16 protein-coding genes are annotated in these 16,302 nt (G+C 72.6%); 12 read left to right on the forward strand and 4 right to left on the reverse strand.

Going from position 1 to position 16,302, the window contains the following annotated elements; translation table 11 throughout:
* Nucleotides 1–259: 259 nt before the first annotated feature.
* The 4 genes from helR to AB0M92_RS17340 all read left to right on the forward strand — a co-directional run bounded on the left by helR (nucleotide 260) and on the right by AB0M92_RS17340 (nucleotide 4,850).
* Nucleotides 260–2,431 (forward strand): RNA polymerase recycling motor ATPase HelR, encoded by a 2,172-nt coding sequence (gene helR / locus AB0M92_RS17325; protein WP_366103196.1) that lies wholly within the window; start codon nucleotides 260–262, stop codon nucleotides 2,429–2,431.
* Nucleotides 2,432–3,148: 717 nt separating this feature from the next.
* A complete protein-coding gene (locus AB0M92_RS17330; RefSeq protein WP_366103012.1) occupies nucleotides 3,149–3,544 on the forward strand; it encodes a hypothetical protein in 396 nt (131 codons plus the stop codon).
* A gap of 58 nt (nucleotides 3,545–3,602) precedes the next feature.
* Nucleotides 3,603–3,956 (forward strand): VOC family protein, encoded by a 354-nt coding sequence (locus AB0M92_RS17335; RefSeq protein ID WP_366103013.1) that lies wholly within the window; start codon nucleotides 3,603–3,605, stop codon nucleotides 3,954–3,956.
* 408 nt (nucleotides 3,957–4,364) lie between these two features.
* A complete protein-coding gene (locus AB0M92_RS17340) occupies nucleotides 4,365–4,850 on the forward strand; it encodes a lamin tail domain-containing protein (RefSeq protein ID WP_366103014.1) in 486 nt (161 codons plus the stop codon).
* 77 nt (nucleotides 4,851–4,927) lie between these two features.
* Here the strand turns inward: AB0M92_RS17340 and AB0M92_RS17345 are convergent, their stop codons facing one another.
* Nucleotides 4,928–5,248 carry a DUF6191 domain-containing protein gene (locus AB0M92_RS17345; RefSeq protein WP_366103015.1) on the reverse strand — a complete coding sequence of 107 codons (321 nt, stop codon included), beginning with the start codon at nucleotides 5,246–5,248 and terminating at the stop codon, nucleotides 4,928–4,930.
* A gap of 59 nt (nucleotides 5,249–5,307) precedes the next feature.
* Nucleotides 5,308–5,910, reverse strand: coding sequence for a hypothetical protein (locus AB0M92_RS17350; protein ID WP_366103016.1), 603 nt, complete (start codon nucleotides 5,908–5,910; stop codon nucleotides 5,308–5,310).
* Nucleotides 5,911–6,176: 266 nt separating this feature from the next.
* Between AB0M92_RS17350 and AB0M92_RS17355 the strand changes: the two genes are divergently transcribed.
* From AB0M92_RS17355 to AB0M92_RS17380, 6 genes are read left to right on the forward strand one after another with little or no spacing between them, the layout of a single operon-like run.
* Nucleotides 6,177–7,490, forward strand: coding sequence for an HlyD family efflux transporter periplasmic adaptor subunit (locus tag AB0M92_RS17355; RefSeq protein ID WP_366103017.1), 1,314 nt, complete (start codon nucleotides 6,177–6,179; stop codon nucleotides 7,488–7,490).
* Nucleotides 7,487–8,272 carry an ABC transporter ATP-binding protein gene (locus AB0M92_RS17360; RefSeq protein ID WP_366103018.1) on the forward strand — a complete coding sequence of 262 codons (786 nt, stop codon included), beginning with the start codon at nucleotides 7,487–7,489 and terminating at the stop codon, nucleotides 8,270–8,272. The genes AB0M92_RS17355 and AB0M92_RS17360 overlap by 4 nt, the downstream gene beginning before the upstream one ends.
* Nucleotides 8,269–9,492 carry an ABC transporter permease gene (locus AB0M92_RS17365; RefSeq protein ID WP_366103019.1) on the forward strand — a complete coding sequence of 408 codons (1,224 nt, stop codon included), beginning with the start codon at nucleotides 8,269–8,271 and terminating at the stop codon, nucleotides 9,490–9,492. Before AB0M92_RS17360 ends, AB0M92_RS17365 begins: the two co-directional genes overlap by 4 nt.
* Nucleotides 9,493–9,524: 32 nt before the next feature.
* Nucleotides 9,525–10,352 (forward strand): DUF5666 domain-containing protein, encoded by an 828-nt coding sequence (locus tag AB0M92_RS17370; RefSeq protein ID WP_366103021.1) that lies wholly within the window; start codon nucleotides 9,525–9,527, stop codon nucleotides 10,350–10,352.
* Nucleotides 10,353–10,373: 21 nt separating this feature from the next.
* Nucleotides 10,374–11,105, forward strand: coding sequence for a response regulator transcription factor (locus AB0M92_RS17375; protein WP_366103022.1), 732 nt, complete (start codon nucleotides 10,374–10,376; stop codon nucleotides 11,103–11,105).
* A gap of 1 nt (nucleotide 11,106) precedes the next feature.
* Entirely contained in the window at nucleotides 11,107–12,582 is a 1,476-nt protein-coding gene (locus AB0M92_RS17380; RefSeq protein WP_366103023.1) for a HAMP domain-containing sensor histidine kinase, read from the forward strand.
* 52 nt (nucleotides 12,583–12,634) lie between these two features.
* Here the strand turns inward: AB0M92_RS17380 and AB0M92_RS17385 are convergent, their stop codons facing one another.
* Nucleotides 12,635–13,741: a substrate-binding domain-containing protein gene (locus AB0M92_RS17385; protein ID WP_366103025.1), complete on the reverse strand. Its 1,107-nt coding sequence runs from the start codon at nucleotides 13,739–13,741 to the stop codon at nucleotides 12,635–12,637.
* Between the two features lie 298 nt (nucleotides 13,742–14,039).
* On the opposite strand from AB0M92_RS17385, the gene AB0M92_RS17390 reads away from it, so the two are divergent.
* Nucleotides 14,040–14,564, forward strand: a complete 525-nt coding sequence (locus tag AB0M92_RS17390; RefSeq protein WP_366103026.1) for a VOC family protein — start codon at nucleotides 14,040–14,042, stop codon at nucleotides 14,562–14,564.
* A 58-nt stretch (nucleotides 14,565–14,622) separates the two neighbouring features.
* Here the strand turns inward: AB0M92_RS17390 and AB0M92_RS17395 are convergent, their stop codons facing one another.
* Entirely contained in the window at nucleotides 14,623–15,288 is a 666-nt protein-coding gene (locus tag AB0M92_RS17395) for a GNAT family N-acetyltransferase (protein ID WP_366103027.1), read from the reverse strand.
* 135 nt (nucleotides 15,289–15,423) lie between these two features.
* On the opposite strand from AB0M92_RS17395, the gene AB0M92_RS17400 reads away from it, so the two are divergent.
* Nucleotides 15,424–16,290: a class II aldolase/adducin family protein gene (locus AB0M92_RS17400; RefSeq protein ID WP_366103028.1), complete on the forward strand. Its 867-nt coding sequence runs from the start codon at nucleotides 15,424–15,426 to the stop codon at nucleotides 16,288–16,290.
* Nucleotides 16,291–16,302 lie beyond the last annotated feature (12 nt).

Below are 16,302 nucleotides of genomic sequence, written 5' to 3' on the forward strand. Positions count from 1 at the left end.
CTCCCTCAGGTCTTGCGCATCGCCGTCGTCGGCGTTGCCTTCATCGGGCTGACGGATCCCGGCACGGGAGTGTGACAAGCACGCGGCAGATTCTTCGAGGCCGCTGCGGGAGAGGGGACGGCGGCAGGGGGAGAACCCACCCCTTGCCACTCTCAACATATAGCGCACGGGGGGGCTTGCGGCAAGGCCCCCGTCATCCCGCAAAATCGCAGCTCGTAGCCACAAGCAGCGGAAATAGGAGATGCACGGGGTGCCTGTGTTGACAACGAAGACCACCAGCGCGTTCGACCTCCCCGACCACCTCTCCCCCAAGGCCCACCCCGCCCTGATCGCCCGCGAGGAGCAGCACTTCGCGGGCCTCGCCCACAGCCTCGACCAGACCGTCACCGAACTGTCCGACCGCCTCGACGAGCTCCGCAAGGCGCCCGGCGGCCTGGGCCGGGAGGCGATGGAGCGGGACAGCGAGATCCACCGGCTCACCTCCCGGCTGCGCACCCTGCGCCGCTTCGGACTGGACCTGTGCCTCGGGCGCATCGTCGGCGCGGTCGACGCCGAGCCCGTGTACATCGGACGGCTCGGCCTCACCGACGGCGCCGGCCGCCGGCTGCTGATCGACTGGCGCTCCCCCGCCGCCGAGCCGTTCTTCGCCGCGACGCACGCCGACCCGATGGGCCTGGCGAGCCGTCGCAGGTACCGCTGGACCCGCGGTCGGATCGGCGACTACTGGGACGAGGTGTTCACGGACGAGGGGTTCGAAGGGCATGCCGCGCTCGACGACCAGTCCGCTTTCATCGCCAGCCTGGGCGGCACGCGCTCGCCCCGGATGCGCGACGTGCTCGGCACCATCCAGGCCGACCAGGACGCCGTCATCCGCGCGGGTTCCCGCGGCGCGCTCGTCGTCGACGGCGGTCCGGGTACCGGCAAGACGGTCGTCGCCCTGCACCGCACCGCCCACCTCCTCTACTCCGACCCGCGCCTCGGGCACCGGCGGGGCGGAGTGCTCTTCGTCGGCCCGCACCAGCCGTACCTGAACTACGTGGCCGACGTCCTCCCCAGCCTCGGCGAGGAGGGGGTGCAGACCTGCACGGTGCGCGACCTCCTCCCCGAGGGCGCCGGAGCACCGGACGAGGCGGACCCCGCCGTGGCCCGCCTGAAGTCGTCGGCGGACATGGTGAAGGCGATCGAGAAGGCCGTCGGGATCTACGAAGAGCCGCCCACCGAGGGCATGACGGTCTCCACCCCCTGGGCCGACCTGTGGCTGAGCGCCGCCGACTGGACCGAGGCGTTCGAAGAGGCGGCCGGCGTTGCGCACAACGAGGCGCGCGAGCAGATCTGGGACGGCCTGCTCACGATCCTGATGGACAAGCTCGACGACGGCGACGACCACGACGGGGTGTCGCCCGAGGGGCTGCGCAGGGCGCTGCTGCACGACGAGGAGCTGGTCGCGGCCGTCAACCGCGCGTGGCCGCTGCTCGAAGCGGCCGACCTCGTCGGAGACCTGTGGTCGGTACCGGCCTACCTGCGGCTGTGCGCTCCGTGGCTCGCCCGCGAGGACGTACGGATGCTGCAGCGTGCGGACGCCCACGCCTGGACCGTGTCCGACCTGCCGCTCCTCGACGCGGCGCGGCAGCGGCTCGGCGACCCGGAGGCGGCACGGCGCAAGCACCGGCACGACGCGGCCGTCGCGGCCGAACGCGAGCGCATGGCCGGGGTGATCGACGACATCCTGGCGGCCGCCGATTTCAATTCGGCCGGCGACGACAGCGAGGGCGCGGTGCGGATGCTGCGCGGGAGGGACCTCCAGGAGAGCCTGATCGACGAGAGGGCCCTGCCGGGCGCCGACCCGGACCGGCTCGCCGGCCCGTTCGCGCACATCGTCGTGGACGAGGCCCAGGAGCTGACCGACGCGCAGTGGCAGATGCTGCTGCTGCGCTGCCCCTCCCGGAGCTTCACGATCGTCGGGGACCGTGCGCAGGCGAGGCACGGGTTCACGGAGTCGTGGCGGGAGCGGCTGGAGCGGGTCGGGTTCGACCGGATCGACGTGGCCTCGCTGAGCATCAACTACCGCACGCCGGAAGAGGTCATGGCGCAGGCGGAGCCGGTCATCCGGGCGGCCCTGCCCGACGCGAACGTGCCGACGTCCATCCGCAGCAGCGGCATCCCCGTCACGCACGGATCGGTGACGGATCTGCACGCGGTCCTCGACGACTGGCTCGCGGCGCACGCCGAGGGGACCGCCTGCGTCATCGGCGACCCGTCCTTCGGCGCGACGCCGCGCGTCCGCTCCCTGACCCCGGAGCTGTCGAAGGGCCTGGAGTTCGACCTGGTCGTGCTCATCCGCCCCGAGGACTTCGGCGAGGGCGTCGAAGGGGCGGTCGACCGCTATGTCGCCATGACCCGGGCGACCCGCCGGCTCGTGGTCCTCAGCTGATCGCCGCCGGTTCCGTCGGCCGGGCCCGGGACGCGCGCGGACGGAACCGGGCAGGTCCCGGTCGGACACGCGGGGCCGCGCGCCCGGCCCGGTGTCAGGCCGCGCGCCGGGCGGCGGCCGGGCGTTCCTTCCGCCCGTTCACCACGCTCCGCTCCAGGGCCGCCGTCCGCTCCACGACGGTTCCGGGTTTGATCCCGTCGCGCCCGACGGCGTCCCGGGAGTGCTGGACGACGACGCCCGGGATCCGGGCGGCCGCCTGGTAGAGGGCCGCGGCGATGCGCGGGGGTACGGCCTGTTCGCCGATGATCGAGCCGATCTCCTCGAAGGCCTCCTGGCACGGAGACGTACTGGCCGGGCCCCGGTTCCGGCAGGCCGGTCTTGGCGGCGGCCGCGACGATCTGTCCGACGGTGGCGGCGAGCTGTTCGGAGCTGCCCGTCCCTGTGGAGACGACGGGCGCCTCGACGGGGGTGGCGCTGCCGCCGGAAGCACCGGTGCCGGCCGGGCCCTGGGCGGCGTTGAGCGCGATCACGCCCGCGAGCGCGGCCGCGGCGACCCACCCCGCGGGATGGGTCCGCCGACGGAGGCAGGCGGATACCTTATCCGCGGATCCTCAGCCTCCTCACCGCATGTTCACCATTGCCGCATGCGACGGCGCAACCGAACGTGACACGGTGAACACGTCATGCAGTCGGCAGGCGCGGCCCGGAGGGGATCCCATGCACTTCGCATCCCGGAAGACGATTCGATCGGCGACGCCCGCGGGGCGGCGGATGGCCACGGTCGCGGCGGCCCTCACCGCGGCCTCCGCCATGGCGCTGGTGACCGCGGCGCCGGCGAGCGCCGAGGTCAAGGCCACCTGCGGCAAGTACATCTGCGTGGCCACGGCGCACCAGGGGCGTGACTTCGTCCAGGACATCACCGTCACGACCAGGGACGGGCTGCCGGGGACGCTGCGGGCCTTCGTCGGCGACTACAACAACAGCAGGGCCAACGTGTCGCAGGCCCGGTTCGTCGTCAACCGCGAGTTCCGGGCGTACCCGCGGCTGGCCGTCTGCGGTGGACTGGACCGCGGCGGCAGGGTGATCGAGAACCACTGCGTACTGCTCCCCTGACGGGAGTGGCGGCCGCCCGCCACGACACGATCTCGGGCCGTCCTGCGAGGATGGCGGCATGGAACGTGTGACGGGAATCGGCGGGTACTTCATGCGGGCGGCCGATCCGGTGGCCCTGAGCGCCTGGTATCGCGACTGTCTGGGCCTGGATGCCGATGAGCACGGGCTCTGGCAGCAGGGGGCCGGGCCGACGGTGTTCGCGACGTTCGAGGCCGGGACCGACTACTTCGGCTCCCGCGACCAGCGGACCATGCTCAATTTCCGGGTCCGCGACCTGGACGCGATGCTCGCGCAATTGCGGGCCAAGGGCGCGGACGTGGCCGGGGAAACGCAGGCCATGGACGGCGTCGGCCGGTTCGGCTGGGTCACGGACCCCGAGGGCAACCGCATCGAGCTGTGGGAGCCCGCGTAGCGCTCACGCGGAAACCGGGCGGACGGCGCCGGGCCCTGCCCGGGCCGTCAACCCGCCCCGCGCTCCGACACCCCGCCGAACACCCGTTACAAACCATGAACCCGTTCGGCTCAGGGGTGCAAGAGCGCCGTGTCCGGCGGACGCCGGCGCAGGAAGGGCCCGTCTCCAGTCCCCCCACGGATTGCTCCACGCGCTCCCGCCGTCGGCGTCAGCACCGCCTTGACAGATGTCCGCTACAAGCAAGAGTCACGGGTATGTCTGCATTGGGCAACACGCCCCGCGTTAGTGGCTTTTGTTGGTGGTTGGGGGCCAGAGTGTGCCTCCTCGGCAGCACGCCGGGAACTGTTCGGAGCCCACCCGCGCCGTCACGGCCGGGGAGGGCCGCTGTCTGTTGAAGGGGTCATCTCCATGTCTGCTTCTCTCGCCACCCGCCGGGTCCTCTCCGCGTTCCTGGCCGCAGGCGCCCTGGTCGGCGCCGCCGCCCTGCCGGCGGCCGCCGCCGACAACCACGGGCGCGACCACCGGGGCGCGAAGTCCTCGATCGTCATCGGCGACGTCCAGTACGACAGCCCCGGTCGCAACGACCGCTCCGCCCGCGCCCTGAACGGGGAGTGGGTCGAGGTGAAGAACACCGGCCGCAACAGCGTCAACCTGCGCGGCTTCACCCTCACCGACCGGCAGGGCAACCGCTACCAGTTCAAGGACTTCCGCCTGGACGGCCGTTCCAGCGTCAAGGTCCACACCGGTCAGGGCCGCGACACCCGCCACGACGTCTACCAGGACCGCCGCCAGCAGGTGTGGGACGTGCGCGACAGCGCGACCCTGCGCGACAACCGCGGCAACGTCCTGGACTCCGACTCCTGGGACGGCCGCCGCCACCACCGCAACGGCTGACCCGAGCGTCCGCCCCTGACGGGGTGACCGGGCCGGCGGCCACACGGACGAGCGTGTGGCCGCCGGCCCGCCGCGTCCTACCGCACGGCCCGCGGCATCCGTACGACCGCGACTCCGGACTCCAGATCCACGCTCGTACGGTTCGGCGGCGCGCCGTCCTCCTCGTCGTCCCGCAGCACCAGGGCCGACTGCCGCTCCTTGAGCTCGTTCTGCTTCCCGGGCGAGAAGCTGGCGTGCAGCTGCTCGAACCCGGTCGCCGACACCTGGCCCTGGCGAACGCTGTTGCGCCACGGCAGCACTCCGGCCCGCCCGGCACGGAGCAGCAGCTGGTCGGCGAAGGCCAGGACGGTCAGTACGACGACCAGCCCGGGCAGCGTCACGAAGACGGCGAATTCCATACCCGCAGTATCCCGGCCTGGAGCCGGTGAGGACGGGGCGGGCCGGTCCCGGACCCGGGTCAGAGTGCCGAGGCGGCCGGGCTCACGCCCGGCGCGGGGGTGTTCCGGCCGCGTTGCGGCAGCAGGGCCTTGCAGGTCTCGAAGGCCTGCGCCGACTGCGGGTCGGAGGTGGGGAGGCCGGGGAATCCCCTCGTACCCGGCGCGTTCGGGGAAGCCGAGGGCAGCACCACACCGTGGTCCTTGAGGCAGCTCGTGAACGCCTTCATGGCGCTGCCGTCACCGCCGCCGGGGCCGCCGCCTCGCCCGTTGAACTGCGGGCGCAGGTCCGCGCAGGCCTGCGCCGCCCCGCTGCGCTGCGGGTCGGGCGACGCCCTCCGGCCCGGTCCGCCGGACGCACCGCTCCAGTCACCGCCACCGCCCCCGCCCCCACCGGGTCCCCGGCTGCCGGTCGGGCGCGGCGCCATCGTGACGCCGTGCTGGGCCAGGCACTGGCGGTACGCGTCCATGGCCTTGGCGTCCGAAGACGCCGGGGCGGAGGGGGAGGCAGGGGCCGCCGTGCGGACGGCGCCCGCCCCGGAGGAGCAGCCCGCGAGCAGCAGCCCGCACGCCGCGAGGGCCACGGCGGACAGCGCGGCAGTCGGCCGGGGCGTGGTCCAGGACATGTCCGTTGTCTCCTCGGGGCGTCGGGCCGCCGGCGGCGTGGGCGCGTCGGCGACCGTGACTGAACCGCACGGAGATGGGGAGGAGCGGGGCGTCCGCTGGGAGTTTCCTGACAGTGCGCGCGCTCCCGCGGCCCGGAGCCGGGCCGCGCCCGCACCGTACGGGCCGTATGGAGCGCTATGCCCGCTTCGGCCGGGCGTGACGTTCCCAGGGAACTCCCAGGAAGCTCCCAGACCCTCCAAAGTGCGGGCGGCGAGGATCCGGCCCCATGAAGGTGCTCCCACGGCGGCGCAGGGCCGTCCTGATCAACTCGGTGCTCGCAGTGGCGGTCCTCGCGGGCGCCGGCGGCGCGTACGCGGCGGTGACCGGTGGCGGCGAGGGTCCGGCGCGCGGCGGCGCGCGGACCGTCGCGGTCGCCAAGGGCACCGTCCTCGCGACGGTGTCCGGCTCGGGCTCGCTGAGCTCGCCGAGCGACGCCGGCGTGAACTTCACCACCGGCGGGCGGCTCACCGAGGTGGACGTCAAGCCGGGGGACAAGGTCACCAAGGGGCAGTTGCTCGGCAAGGTCGACGCGACCGCCGCGAAAGAGACGCTCGCCCAGGCCCGCGCCGCACTGACCGCGGCCGAGGCCAACGTCACCAAGGCCGAGGCCGGGCAGGTGGTTTCGGCGTCGAACAGCGGCTCTTCGCCGTCGAAGGGCGGCGCCGCGCCCACACCGACACCGACCGTGGACCCGGCGCAGCTGGCTCAGGCCCGCTCCCAGCTCACCCAGGCTCAGAACGCGGTGGACTCCGCGCAGCGCGCCGTCGACGGGACCGAACTGAAGGCTCCGGCCGCCGGGACGGTCGCCTCCGTCTCGGCGAAGCCGGGCGACACGGTCTCGGGTACGAACGGCAACGGCGCTACGGGGAGCGGCAACGGCGGTTCGAGCGGCGGCGCCGCTTCCTCGGCCTCCCTCTCCGGGTTCGTGGTCCTCACCAACCCGTCCGGCATGCAGGTGACGGCGAACTTCTCGGAGGCCGACGCCCTGAAACTGAAGCCCGGGCAGCCGGCCACGGTCACGCTCAACGCGATGACCGGCAGGGTCCTCAACGCACAGGTCCTGTCGGTCAGTTCGCTGCCCACCAGCAGCGGCTCCTCCTCCGGCGGCGGCAACTCCGGCGGCGGGAGCGCCGTGCAGTACGCGGCCACCCTCACCGTCACGAGCCCCACCGACGATCTGCGCAGCGGGCTCAGCGCCTCCATCCAGGTGGTCATCGGCGAGGCCTCCGGCGCCCTCTCGGTACCGACCGCCGCCGTGTCCGGGACCGGCGCGAACCGCAGCGTCACCGTCGTCAAGGCGGACGGCACCGTCGTACGGACGCCGGTCACCGTCGGCCTCGAAGGCGACAGCACCGACCAGATCCTCAGCGGGCTGACCGAGGGCCAGCAGGTGCAGCTGGCCGCGGTGTCCTCGACCGGCAGCGGCGGGTTCCCGGGCGGGGCCTTCCCCGGCGGGGCCGGGGCGGGCGGCGCCCGCAGTCGCGGCACGGCCGGCGGCGGCGGTTTCCGCACCGGCGGGGGCGGGGGTGGCCGCGGATGACGCCGCCGGTGATCGAGGTGCGTGCGCTGCTCAAGACGTACGGGCACGGCGACGCCGCCGTACGGGCGCTCGGCGGGCCGCGCGATCCCGCCACGGGCCGCCAACCCGGTGTCGAACTCCTCGTGGAACAAGGCGACTTCGTTGCCGTCATGGGCAGCTCGGGTTCGGGCAAGTCGACCCTGATGAACATCCTCGGCTGCCTGGACGTGCCCACGTCCGGCCGCTACCTGCTCGACGGGATCGACGTGGGCGGCCTGGACGAGCACCAGCTCTCGCTGGTCCGCAACCGCAAGATCGGCTTCGTCTTCCAGTCCTTCAACCTGGTCCCCCGCACGAGCGCCGTCGCGCAGGTGGAACTGCCACTGGCGTACGCGGGGGTGAGGGCCGCCGAGCGGCGCCGGCGCGCGGTGGCCGCGCTGACCCTGGTGGGCCTCGCCGACCGGCTGGACCACCGGCCGGTCGAACTCTCCGGCGGCCAGCAGCAGCGCGTGGCGGTGGCGCGTGCGCTCGTGACCGCGCCCGCGATGCTGCTCGCCGACGAGCCGACCGGGAACCTGGACAGCCGCAGCACCGAGGATGTCCTGGCCCTCGTGGACCGGCTCAACGCGTCCGGCCGCACCGTCGTACTGATCACCCACGAGGACGAGGTGGCCCGGCACGCCAAGCGTGTACTGCGCCTGGTGGACGGGCAGATCGTCGAGGACGTCCGGCAGGCGCCCGTCGGCGGCCCGCCGCCCGCGATGCGCGAGCCCGCCCCCGCTGTCGCCGGGGGCCCGCGGTGAACCCGTTCCAGACGCTGCGCTTCGCCTTCGGCGGCCTCGCGGCGAACAAGGTGCGCTCCGCGCTGACGATGCTGGGCGTGCTGATCGGCGTCGCGGCGGTGATCCTGCTGCTCGCCGTGGGCAACGGCTCCTCGCAGGCGGTGAAGGACTCCATCGAGAAGCTCGGCACCAACGCCCTGACCGTCTCCTCCGGCAGCGGATTCGGCGGCGCGCGCTCCGGATCCGCCTCCGCAGCCGGCACGAAGCCGCTGACCGTCGAGGACGCGCGGGCGCTCGCCGACCCCTCGGCGGCCCCGCACGTCGAGTCGGTGGCGCCTGAGGTCACCACTGCGCAGACCGCGCTCTACGAGGGCACCTCGCACACGGTCGGTCAGGTCCTCGGCACCTACCCGGCGTACTTCAAGGCCTCCAACAGCAAGGTGGCCAAGGGCGACTACTTCGGCAACGACGACGTACTGGCGTCCCGGAAGGTCGCCGTCATCGGCTCGACGACCGCCGCCGACCTGTTCGGCACCGCCGACCCGGTCGGGAAGAAGATGGTGCTCGGCGGCACGCCGTTCACCGTGGTCGGGGTGCTCGCGGCCAAGGGCGGCACCGGGTTCCAGGACCCGGACGACGTGGTGGTCGCGCCGCTGCCCACCGTGCAGAACGCCTTCACCGGCTTCGGCTCTGTCGGCCAGATCCTCGTCGAAGCCACCTCCGCCGACGCGACGGCCGGGGCGCAGAGCGAGATCACCACCGTCCTGATGGGGCGGCACGGCATCAAGGACCCGGCCGCCCTCGACTTCCGGGTCTCCAGCCAGGAATCGCTGCTGACCACGCAGGCGTCGACGAACAAGACGTTCACGGTGCTGCTGGGCGCGGTCGCCGCGATCTCCTTGCTGGTCGGCGGGATCGGGATCACCAACATCATGCTGGTCACGGTGACGGAACGGACCCGCGAGATCGGCATCCGCAAGGCGATCGGGGCGCCCCGGTCAGTCATCCTCGGCCAGTTCCTCGCCGAGTCGACCCTGCTCTCGCTGATCGGCGGCGGGCTGGGGATGGCGGCCGGGCTGATCGGCTCGCACTTCACCATCGTCGGCATCAAGCCGGTCGTCATACCGGAGTCGGTCGTCGGCGCCTTCGCCATCGCCGTGGTGATCGGGCTGTTCTTCGGCGGCTACCCGGCCAATCGGGCCGCGAGCCTGCGGCCCATCGAAGCGCTGCGGCACGAGTGAGCCGGCACACGCGGGAACAGGGAGAAGCTGACATGGCACGACGCCGCACCGAACTGGAGAAGCCGCAGCCCGAGGCGGGCGGGGCACCGTTCACGCCGTTCGCCGAGGTGTTCACGGCATCGGCGAACGGGGAGGACCGCTTCCCGGAGGAACTGATCGTGGAACACGCGGTCGCCGAACACCCGGTGGCACAGGAGCCGACGGCACAGGCCCCCTCGGCACGGGGCCCGGGCGCCGATCCCGAGGGGATCCTCTCCGAGCCGCCGGACACCCGGGACATCTCCGCGGAGCTCGCCGCTCCGCCCCGGCCCCGGCAGCCCTGGCTGACGCTGCTGCTCTCGGGCGGGGTGGTGGCGGGGCTCGCGTTCACCGGGGGCGCGCTGGTCGAGAAGAGCCACCTCCAGGGCTCGCCCGGGGCCGGTTCGGGAGGCCGGAACTTCGCGGCCGGGGCCGGCGGCCAGACCCGTACGGGCGGCGCCCCGAGCGGCGCCGGGGGCGCCGGCCAGGGGCAGGGAGCCACCGGAGCGGGCCGCACCGGAGCGGGCCAGGGCGGCGCCCGCCAGGGCTTCGGCGGAGCGACGGGCGGCCCGGGCGGCGGGGCCGGCGTGACCACCGGTACGGTGAAGCTCGTCGACGGCACCACCCTCTACGTCACCGACGCCCAGGGCGACGTCGTCAAAGTCACCACCGACACCAACACCCAGATCACCCAGGCCAAGAGCGGCAAGGTGTCCGACCTCCAGCCGGGTCAGACCGTCACCGTGCGCGGCAGCCAGAACCCCGCCGGCGATCTCGCCGCGACGACCGTCGCCCAGGGCGTCGCGGGAGGCTTCGCAGGCGGAGGCGGCGGCCGGGGCTAGCGCGAGAGGGAGAATCGCCCCTTGGACAGGGACACGGGCACGCCCGAGGCGAGCCTGCTCGTCGTCGACGACGAGCCGAACATCCGGGAACTGCTGTCCGCCTCGCTGCGGTTCGTCGGCTTCCGGGTCACCTCGGCGGCGAACGGCGCCGACGCCCTGGCCGCCGTCGCCGAGGAGCGGCCCGACCTGGTGGTGCTCGACGTGATGCTGCCCGACATCAGCGGGTTCGCCGTCGTACGCCGCCTGCGCGAGGCGGCCGGCAGCGGATCCGGGGCCGACCACCTGCCGGTGCTCTTCCTCACCGCGAAGGACGGCGTCGACGACAAGATCGGCGGGCTCACGGCCGGCGGCGACGACTACGTCACCAAGCCGTTCAGCCTGGAGGAGCTGATCGCCCGGATCCGCGCGATCCTGCGCCGTACCGGCGGCCCGACGGGCGAGGGCCGCCTGGTCGCGGGCGACCTCGAACTGGACCCGGTGGGCCACCAGGTCCTGCGCGGCGGCCGGCCCGTCTCCCTCTCCCCCACCGAGTTCAAACTGCTCGCCTACCTGATGACCCACGCCGATCGCGTCGTCTCCAAGATGCAGATCCTCGAACACGTGTGGGCGTACGACTTCGGCGGCGACCTCAGCATCGTCGAGTCGTACATCTCGTACGTGCGCCGCAAGGTGGACTCGGGCGCGGACGGCGCCGTCAAGCTCATCCACACCGTGCGCGGCATCGGGTACGTCCTGCGCCGCCCGCAGAGCTGACATGGCGGGGCTGCGGCTCTCGGCCCTGTCACTGCGCTCGCGGCTGGTGCTGCTCTCGATCGCCCTGGTCGCGCTCGGGCTGGCCGTCAGCGACACCGTCGTCCTCGGATCGGTGCGCGCGCAGCTGGTGGGGCGGGTGGACCAGCAGCTCGAACGGTACGGGGACTCGGTGGCGTACCGGGTCCGTGCCGAGGGCACCCCGCAGCCGCACCTCGGCCGGTCGGGCGGCGGGCCGGGGCGGGCCTGGCTGCCGAGCCAGTACGTGGTGGCGTTCGCCGACGCGGACGGCCGGGTGACCGACCAGTTCCGGGAGCCCGTGGCGGCCGGGGATCCGCGCCCGCTGTGGCCGGTGATGGACGGGGCGCAGCTGCGGAACAGGCTCGGGCAGGCGTTCGAGGTGCCGAGCGACCACGGGGAGGGCACCTGGTGGGTGCTGATCGTGCCGGTGGGCAGCGGGGATCCGGCGCTGCCCGCCGGAGTGGTGGTCGCGGCCCCGCTGGACGACGTGTCCTCCACCCTCGACCACCTGGCCACCGCCTTCGAGCTCATCGGCGTCGTGGTGTCGCTGCTGCTGGCCGCCGCCGGCTGGTTCGCGGTACGGGCCGGGCTGCGCCCGCTGCGGCGGATCGAGGAGACCGCGGCGGAGATCTCGGCCGGGCGTCCGCTCTCGCACCGGATGCCGGACGCCTCGCCGCGTACCGAGACGGGCCGGCTGACCAGCGCGCTCAACGGCATGCTCGCGCAGATCGAGTCGGCGTTCGCGGTCCGCGCCGCGTCGGAGGAGCAGATGCGGCGCTTCGTCGCCGATGCGAGTCATGAGCTCCGTACGCCGCTGGCCGGCATCCGCGGCTTCGCGGAGCTGTACCGGATGGGCGCCCTCGCCGACGAGGCGGACGTGAAGCGGACCATGGCCCGGATCGAGAACGAGGCGGTACGGCTCGGCGGCCTGGTGGAGGACCTGCTGACCCTGGTCCGGATGGACGAGCAGCGCCCGCTGGAGCTGGCCCCGATGGACCTGCGCACCCTGGCGGTGGACGCGCTGCACGACATCCGGGCTCTGGACCCGGCGCGCGAGGTGCGGCTGACCGGTCCGGGCGGCGCCGGCCTTCCCGGGCCGGCGCAGGTGTGCGGCGACGAGGCGCGGCTGCGCCAGGTGATCGCCAACCTGGTCGGCAACGCGGTCGCCCACACCCCGGCGGGCTCGCCCGTACGCATCGGGGTGGGCGGTGCGGGCGGCCACGCGGTGATCGAGGTGGCCGACCGCGGACCGGGTCTCACGCCGGAGCAGGCGGCCCGGGTCTTCGAGAGGTTCTACCGGGTGGACGCCTCGCGGAGCCGGCAGGCGGGTGGCGGGGCGGGGCTCGGCCTGGCGATCGCCTCCGCCCTCGTCCAAGCCCACGGCGGCGTGCTGGAACTGGAGACCGGGCCGGGTGGCGGGGCGGTGTTCCGCGTACGTCTGGAGTCCGCAGGGCCCTGACCGGCGGGCCGGTTCGGGCCGGCCGGACCGGTCCGCCTCGCCCCGCTCCTGCCTACTTCAGGCCTATCTCGTCGCAGGCGGCCTTGTACCTCTCGGTGCAGATCTCGGCGATGGTGTAGACGCCGTCGTAGACCACCGTCGACCTGATGTTGTTCTTCGTCAGCGCGATGCCGGGGACGAGCACGGACGGCACGCCCTTGACGGTCGGGCTGTCGACGACCTGGTTGATGATTCCGTCGATCTTCTCGCCCTGGGCGAGGGAGACGGCCATCTCCGCGGCGGCCGCGGCCTCGGGGGCGTAGCTCTTGTAGACGGTCATGTACTGCTCGCCCGTGACGATGCGCTGCACACCGGCGAGTTCCGCGTCCTGGCCGGTGACCGGCGGCAGCGAGGAGACTCCGGCGGCCTTGAGGGCGCTGATGATGCCGCCCGCCATGCCGTCGTTGGCGGAGTAGACCCCGATGATCTTTCCCTTGCCGAGTGCGGAGAGCGCGGCCGTCATGTTGGCGTTGGCGTTCTCCGGCTTCCAGCCGAGGGTGTCGTACTCCTTGCCGATCGTCACCTTGCCGTCGAGGACGGAGTGCGCGCCGGACTTGAAGCCCTTGGCGTTCGGGTCGGTGAGCGAGCCGTTCATCATGACGATCTGGCCCGATCCGGCCTTGTCGCCCAGTGCCTCCAGCAGGGCCTTGGCCTGGACCTTGCCCACGTCTTCGTTGTCGAAGGAGGTGTAGGCGTCGATCGGGCCTTCGGCGAGACGGTCGTAGGCAATGACCGGAATGCCGGCGTCTTTGGCTTTCTTGACCGCGCCGGCAATGGCCTTCGCGTCCACCGCATCGATGATGATCACATTCACCTTACGGGCGATCATGTCATCGACCTGGGCGTTCTGGGCTGCCGCATCCTGCTTGGCATTGGCATAGACCACTTGGCCCTTATTGCGCGTGAACTTGGCGACTTCCTTCTCGATCAGCGGCTTGTCGAACTTCTCGTAGCGCGCCGTCTGGTCTTCCGGGAGCAGGAGGCCGACTTTGATGGCCTCGTTCTTGGCCGAGCCGCCGGATCCCGCGTCCGCGCCCTCCGTACTGCCGCAGGCGGCCAGCGAGACGGATGCCGCGGTAGCGGTGACCGCTACGACGACCCGGGCGAGATGCGTGTTCACGACGTAAACCTCCCTGAGCAGGCCGTGTCCTTTCGGCCGAGGTAGACGCAGTCAACTCGGCACCGACATCCCCGTCAAGAAGTGAACTATTAACGTGATGGCAACGTTGCCATCACGCTCCGCTTCGGCGCAATTCGGCGATTAGCCCGCCTTTTCAGCACGATTGGTACCGGCGCGAAAGTTCAAGTTATGAAGAACTGAGGTGGGCAATGACCCGCGGTGGATCTAGGACCGCAACTGTCCTAGTTGATCCCTAGGGTCGTCATATCGCGAAGAACAGGACGAGGGGATGAGACCGATGAGCCACACTGCGCCCGAGGGCTACACCAGCGTTGCGCCGTGGGTGGTCACAGACGACACCGGCGCACTTCTCGACTTCATCACCGCCGCGTTCGGCGGCGAAGAACTCGCACGGGTGGCGGTGGAGGACGGCACCATCGGCCACGGCGAGATCCGCGCCGTCGACACGGTGGTGCTGGCCTTCGACCGCCGGCCCGACTGGCCGGCGATGCCCTCGCTGCTGCGGGTCTACGTCGCGGATGCGGACGCCGCCTTGGCGGCCGCGGTCCGCCACGGGGCGCAGGTGATCACCGAGGCGGCCGACAGCGCCTGGGGGGATCGCGGCGGCCGGGTGCGGGATCCGTTCGGCAACATCTGGTGGGTGATGAGCCGGGTCGAGGACGTCGCACCGGAGCGGGCCTGGGAGCGGATGTCCGAGCCGAAGTACGCCGGAGCGATGCGCATGGCCCAGGAGACCCTGGATGCCGCGCTGAGCGGCCGGAGTTCAGGGGTGGCAAGCGCCGCGCAGCGCCCGACCGGCTGAGGGCGGCTGCGGGGAGGCGCCGCTCGCGGGCCGGCGGCGCCTCCCGTCGTGAATGCGCTCAGACCCCGGCCGGGGGGCCGCCGCCCGGCGCGCGGCGCATCGGCCACAGGGCCGGGCCGCCGCCCGGGAGCCGGACCTCGCCGAGCACCGTGAAGCCGAAGTGCTCGTAGAAGGGGAGGTTGGCCGGCTTGGAGGACTCCAGGTACACGGGCAGGCCGGTCTCGTCGGCCTTGGCGAGGCCCGAGCGCAGCAGGGCGGCTCCGTGGCCCTGCCCCTGGGCGGCCGGGTCCGCGCCGATCACGGCCAGGTACCAGTGCGGCTCCGGGGGTCCCTCCCCGGCGGCCGCCTCCGCGGCCTGCCGGAACAGCGGAGCCCGGTCGCCGAGGATCTGCGAGAGCTCCTCGATGGTCGCGGCGTCGGGAACGGCCTTGTCCTGAGCGCCCGGCGGCACCCAGAAGGCGGCTGCGGCTTGGGTGTACTCGCAGACGCCGTGGTGCGCGTACTGCCGGGTGAAGATCGTCCTGAAGTACCGGCCCAGCCGCTCCTCGCGCGCGGCCGCCCCGGGTCCGTCGGGCCCGTCGGCGGCGGCGGTGCCGGTGCCGTCGGCCCCGCCAGGGAAGAACCAGCCCATCATCGGGTCGTCGTCGAACGCGCGGGCCAGGGTGCGGCCTATCAGTGACGCATCGTCAATCGTCGCCGGTTTCGGCATGTTTGTCATCGACATACAGGTCATTCTGCACCCGATGATCTTGCACGCCCGAGCCAGGGCACCCCCTGACCGCAGGCCCGGGTCTTGCGCGATGCGTCCACTGGACGCAAGATATGCGTCCAGTGGACGCATAAACGAGGGAGGCGGGGCATGAACCGTACGACGGGCACCCACGGGCACCACGAGACGGACCCGGACGCCGGCGCGGGGGACGGCGGGAGCGGGTGGCGCGCCAGCGCCTTCGTTCCGCGTCAGGAGAACCTCGAACTGCCCCTGCCCCCGGCGTTCACCGACCCCGCGCAGGAGCGCGAGCACCGCAAGCAGCGGCTCGCCGGGGCCTGCCGCGTCTTCGGTCGCCTCGGCTTCTCCGAAGGGGTCGCGGGACACATCACCGTGCGGGACCCGGAGTACACCGACATGTTCTGGGTCAATCCCTTCGGCATGTCCTTCCGGCACGTCCGCGTCAGCGACCTGATCCTCGTCGACCACGAAGGACAGGTCCGTCACGGCAGGCGGCCCGTCAACCGGGCGGGGTTCGTGATCCACTCCGCGATCCACGCTGCCCGCCCCGACGTGATCGCCGCCTGCCACGCACACGCCGTCCACGGAAAGGCCTTCTCCAGCCTCGGGCGCCCGCTGGACCCGATCACGCAGGACGCGTGCGCCGTGTACGAACGGCACGCCGTGCACCGGGACGGCGCCGGCGCCGTGGTGGTCGAGGAGGAGGCGGGCCGACGGCTCGCGGCGGGGCTGGGGCCGCACAAGGCCGTCATCCATCAGAACCACGGCATCTTCACGGTCGGCGGATCGGTCGACGAGGCGGCCTGGTGGTTCATCTCCATGGAGCGCAGCGCCCAGGCGCAGCTGCTGGCCGAGGCCGCGGGCACCCCGCACCTGATCGACCCCGAGTCCGCCCGGTACACCAGGGACCAGACCGGGTTCCCGCTCGCGGGCTGGTTCTCCTTCCAGCCCCTGTGGGACGAGATCGTCCGCACGGAACCCGACCTGTTCGAGTAGGCTCCGCCACCC

The organism is Streptomyces sp. NPDC051582, assembly GCF_040681715.1.
Lineage (GTDB): Bacteria > Actinomycetota > Actinomycetes > Streptomycetales > Streptomycetaceae > Streptomyces.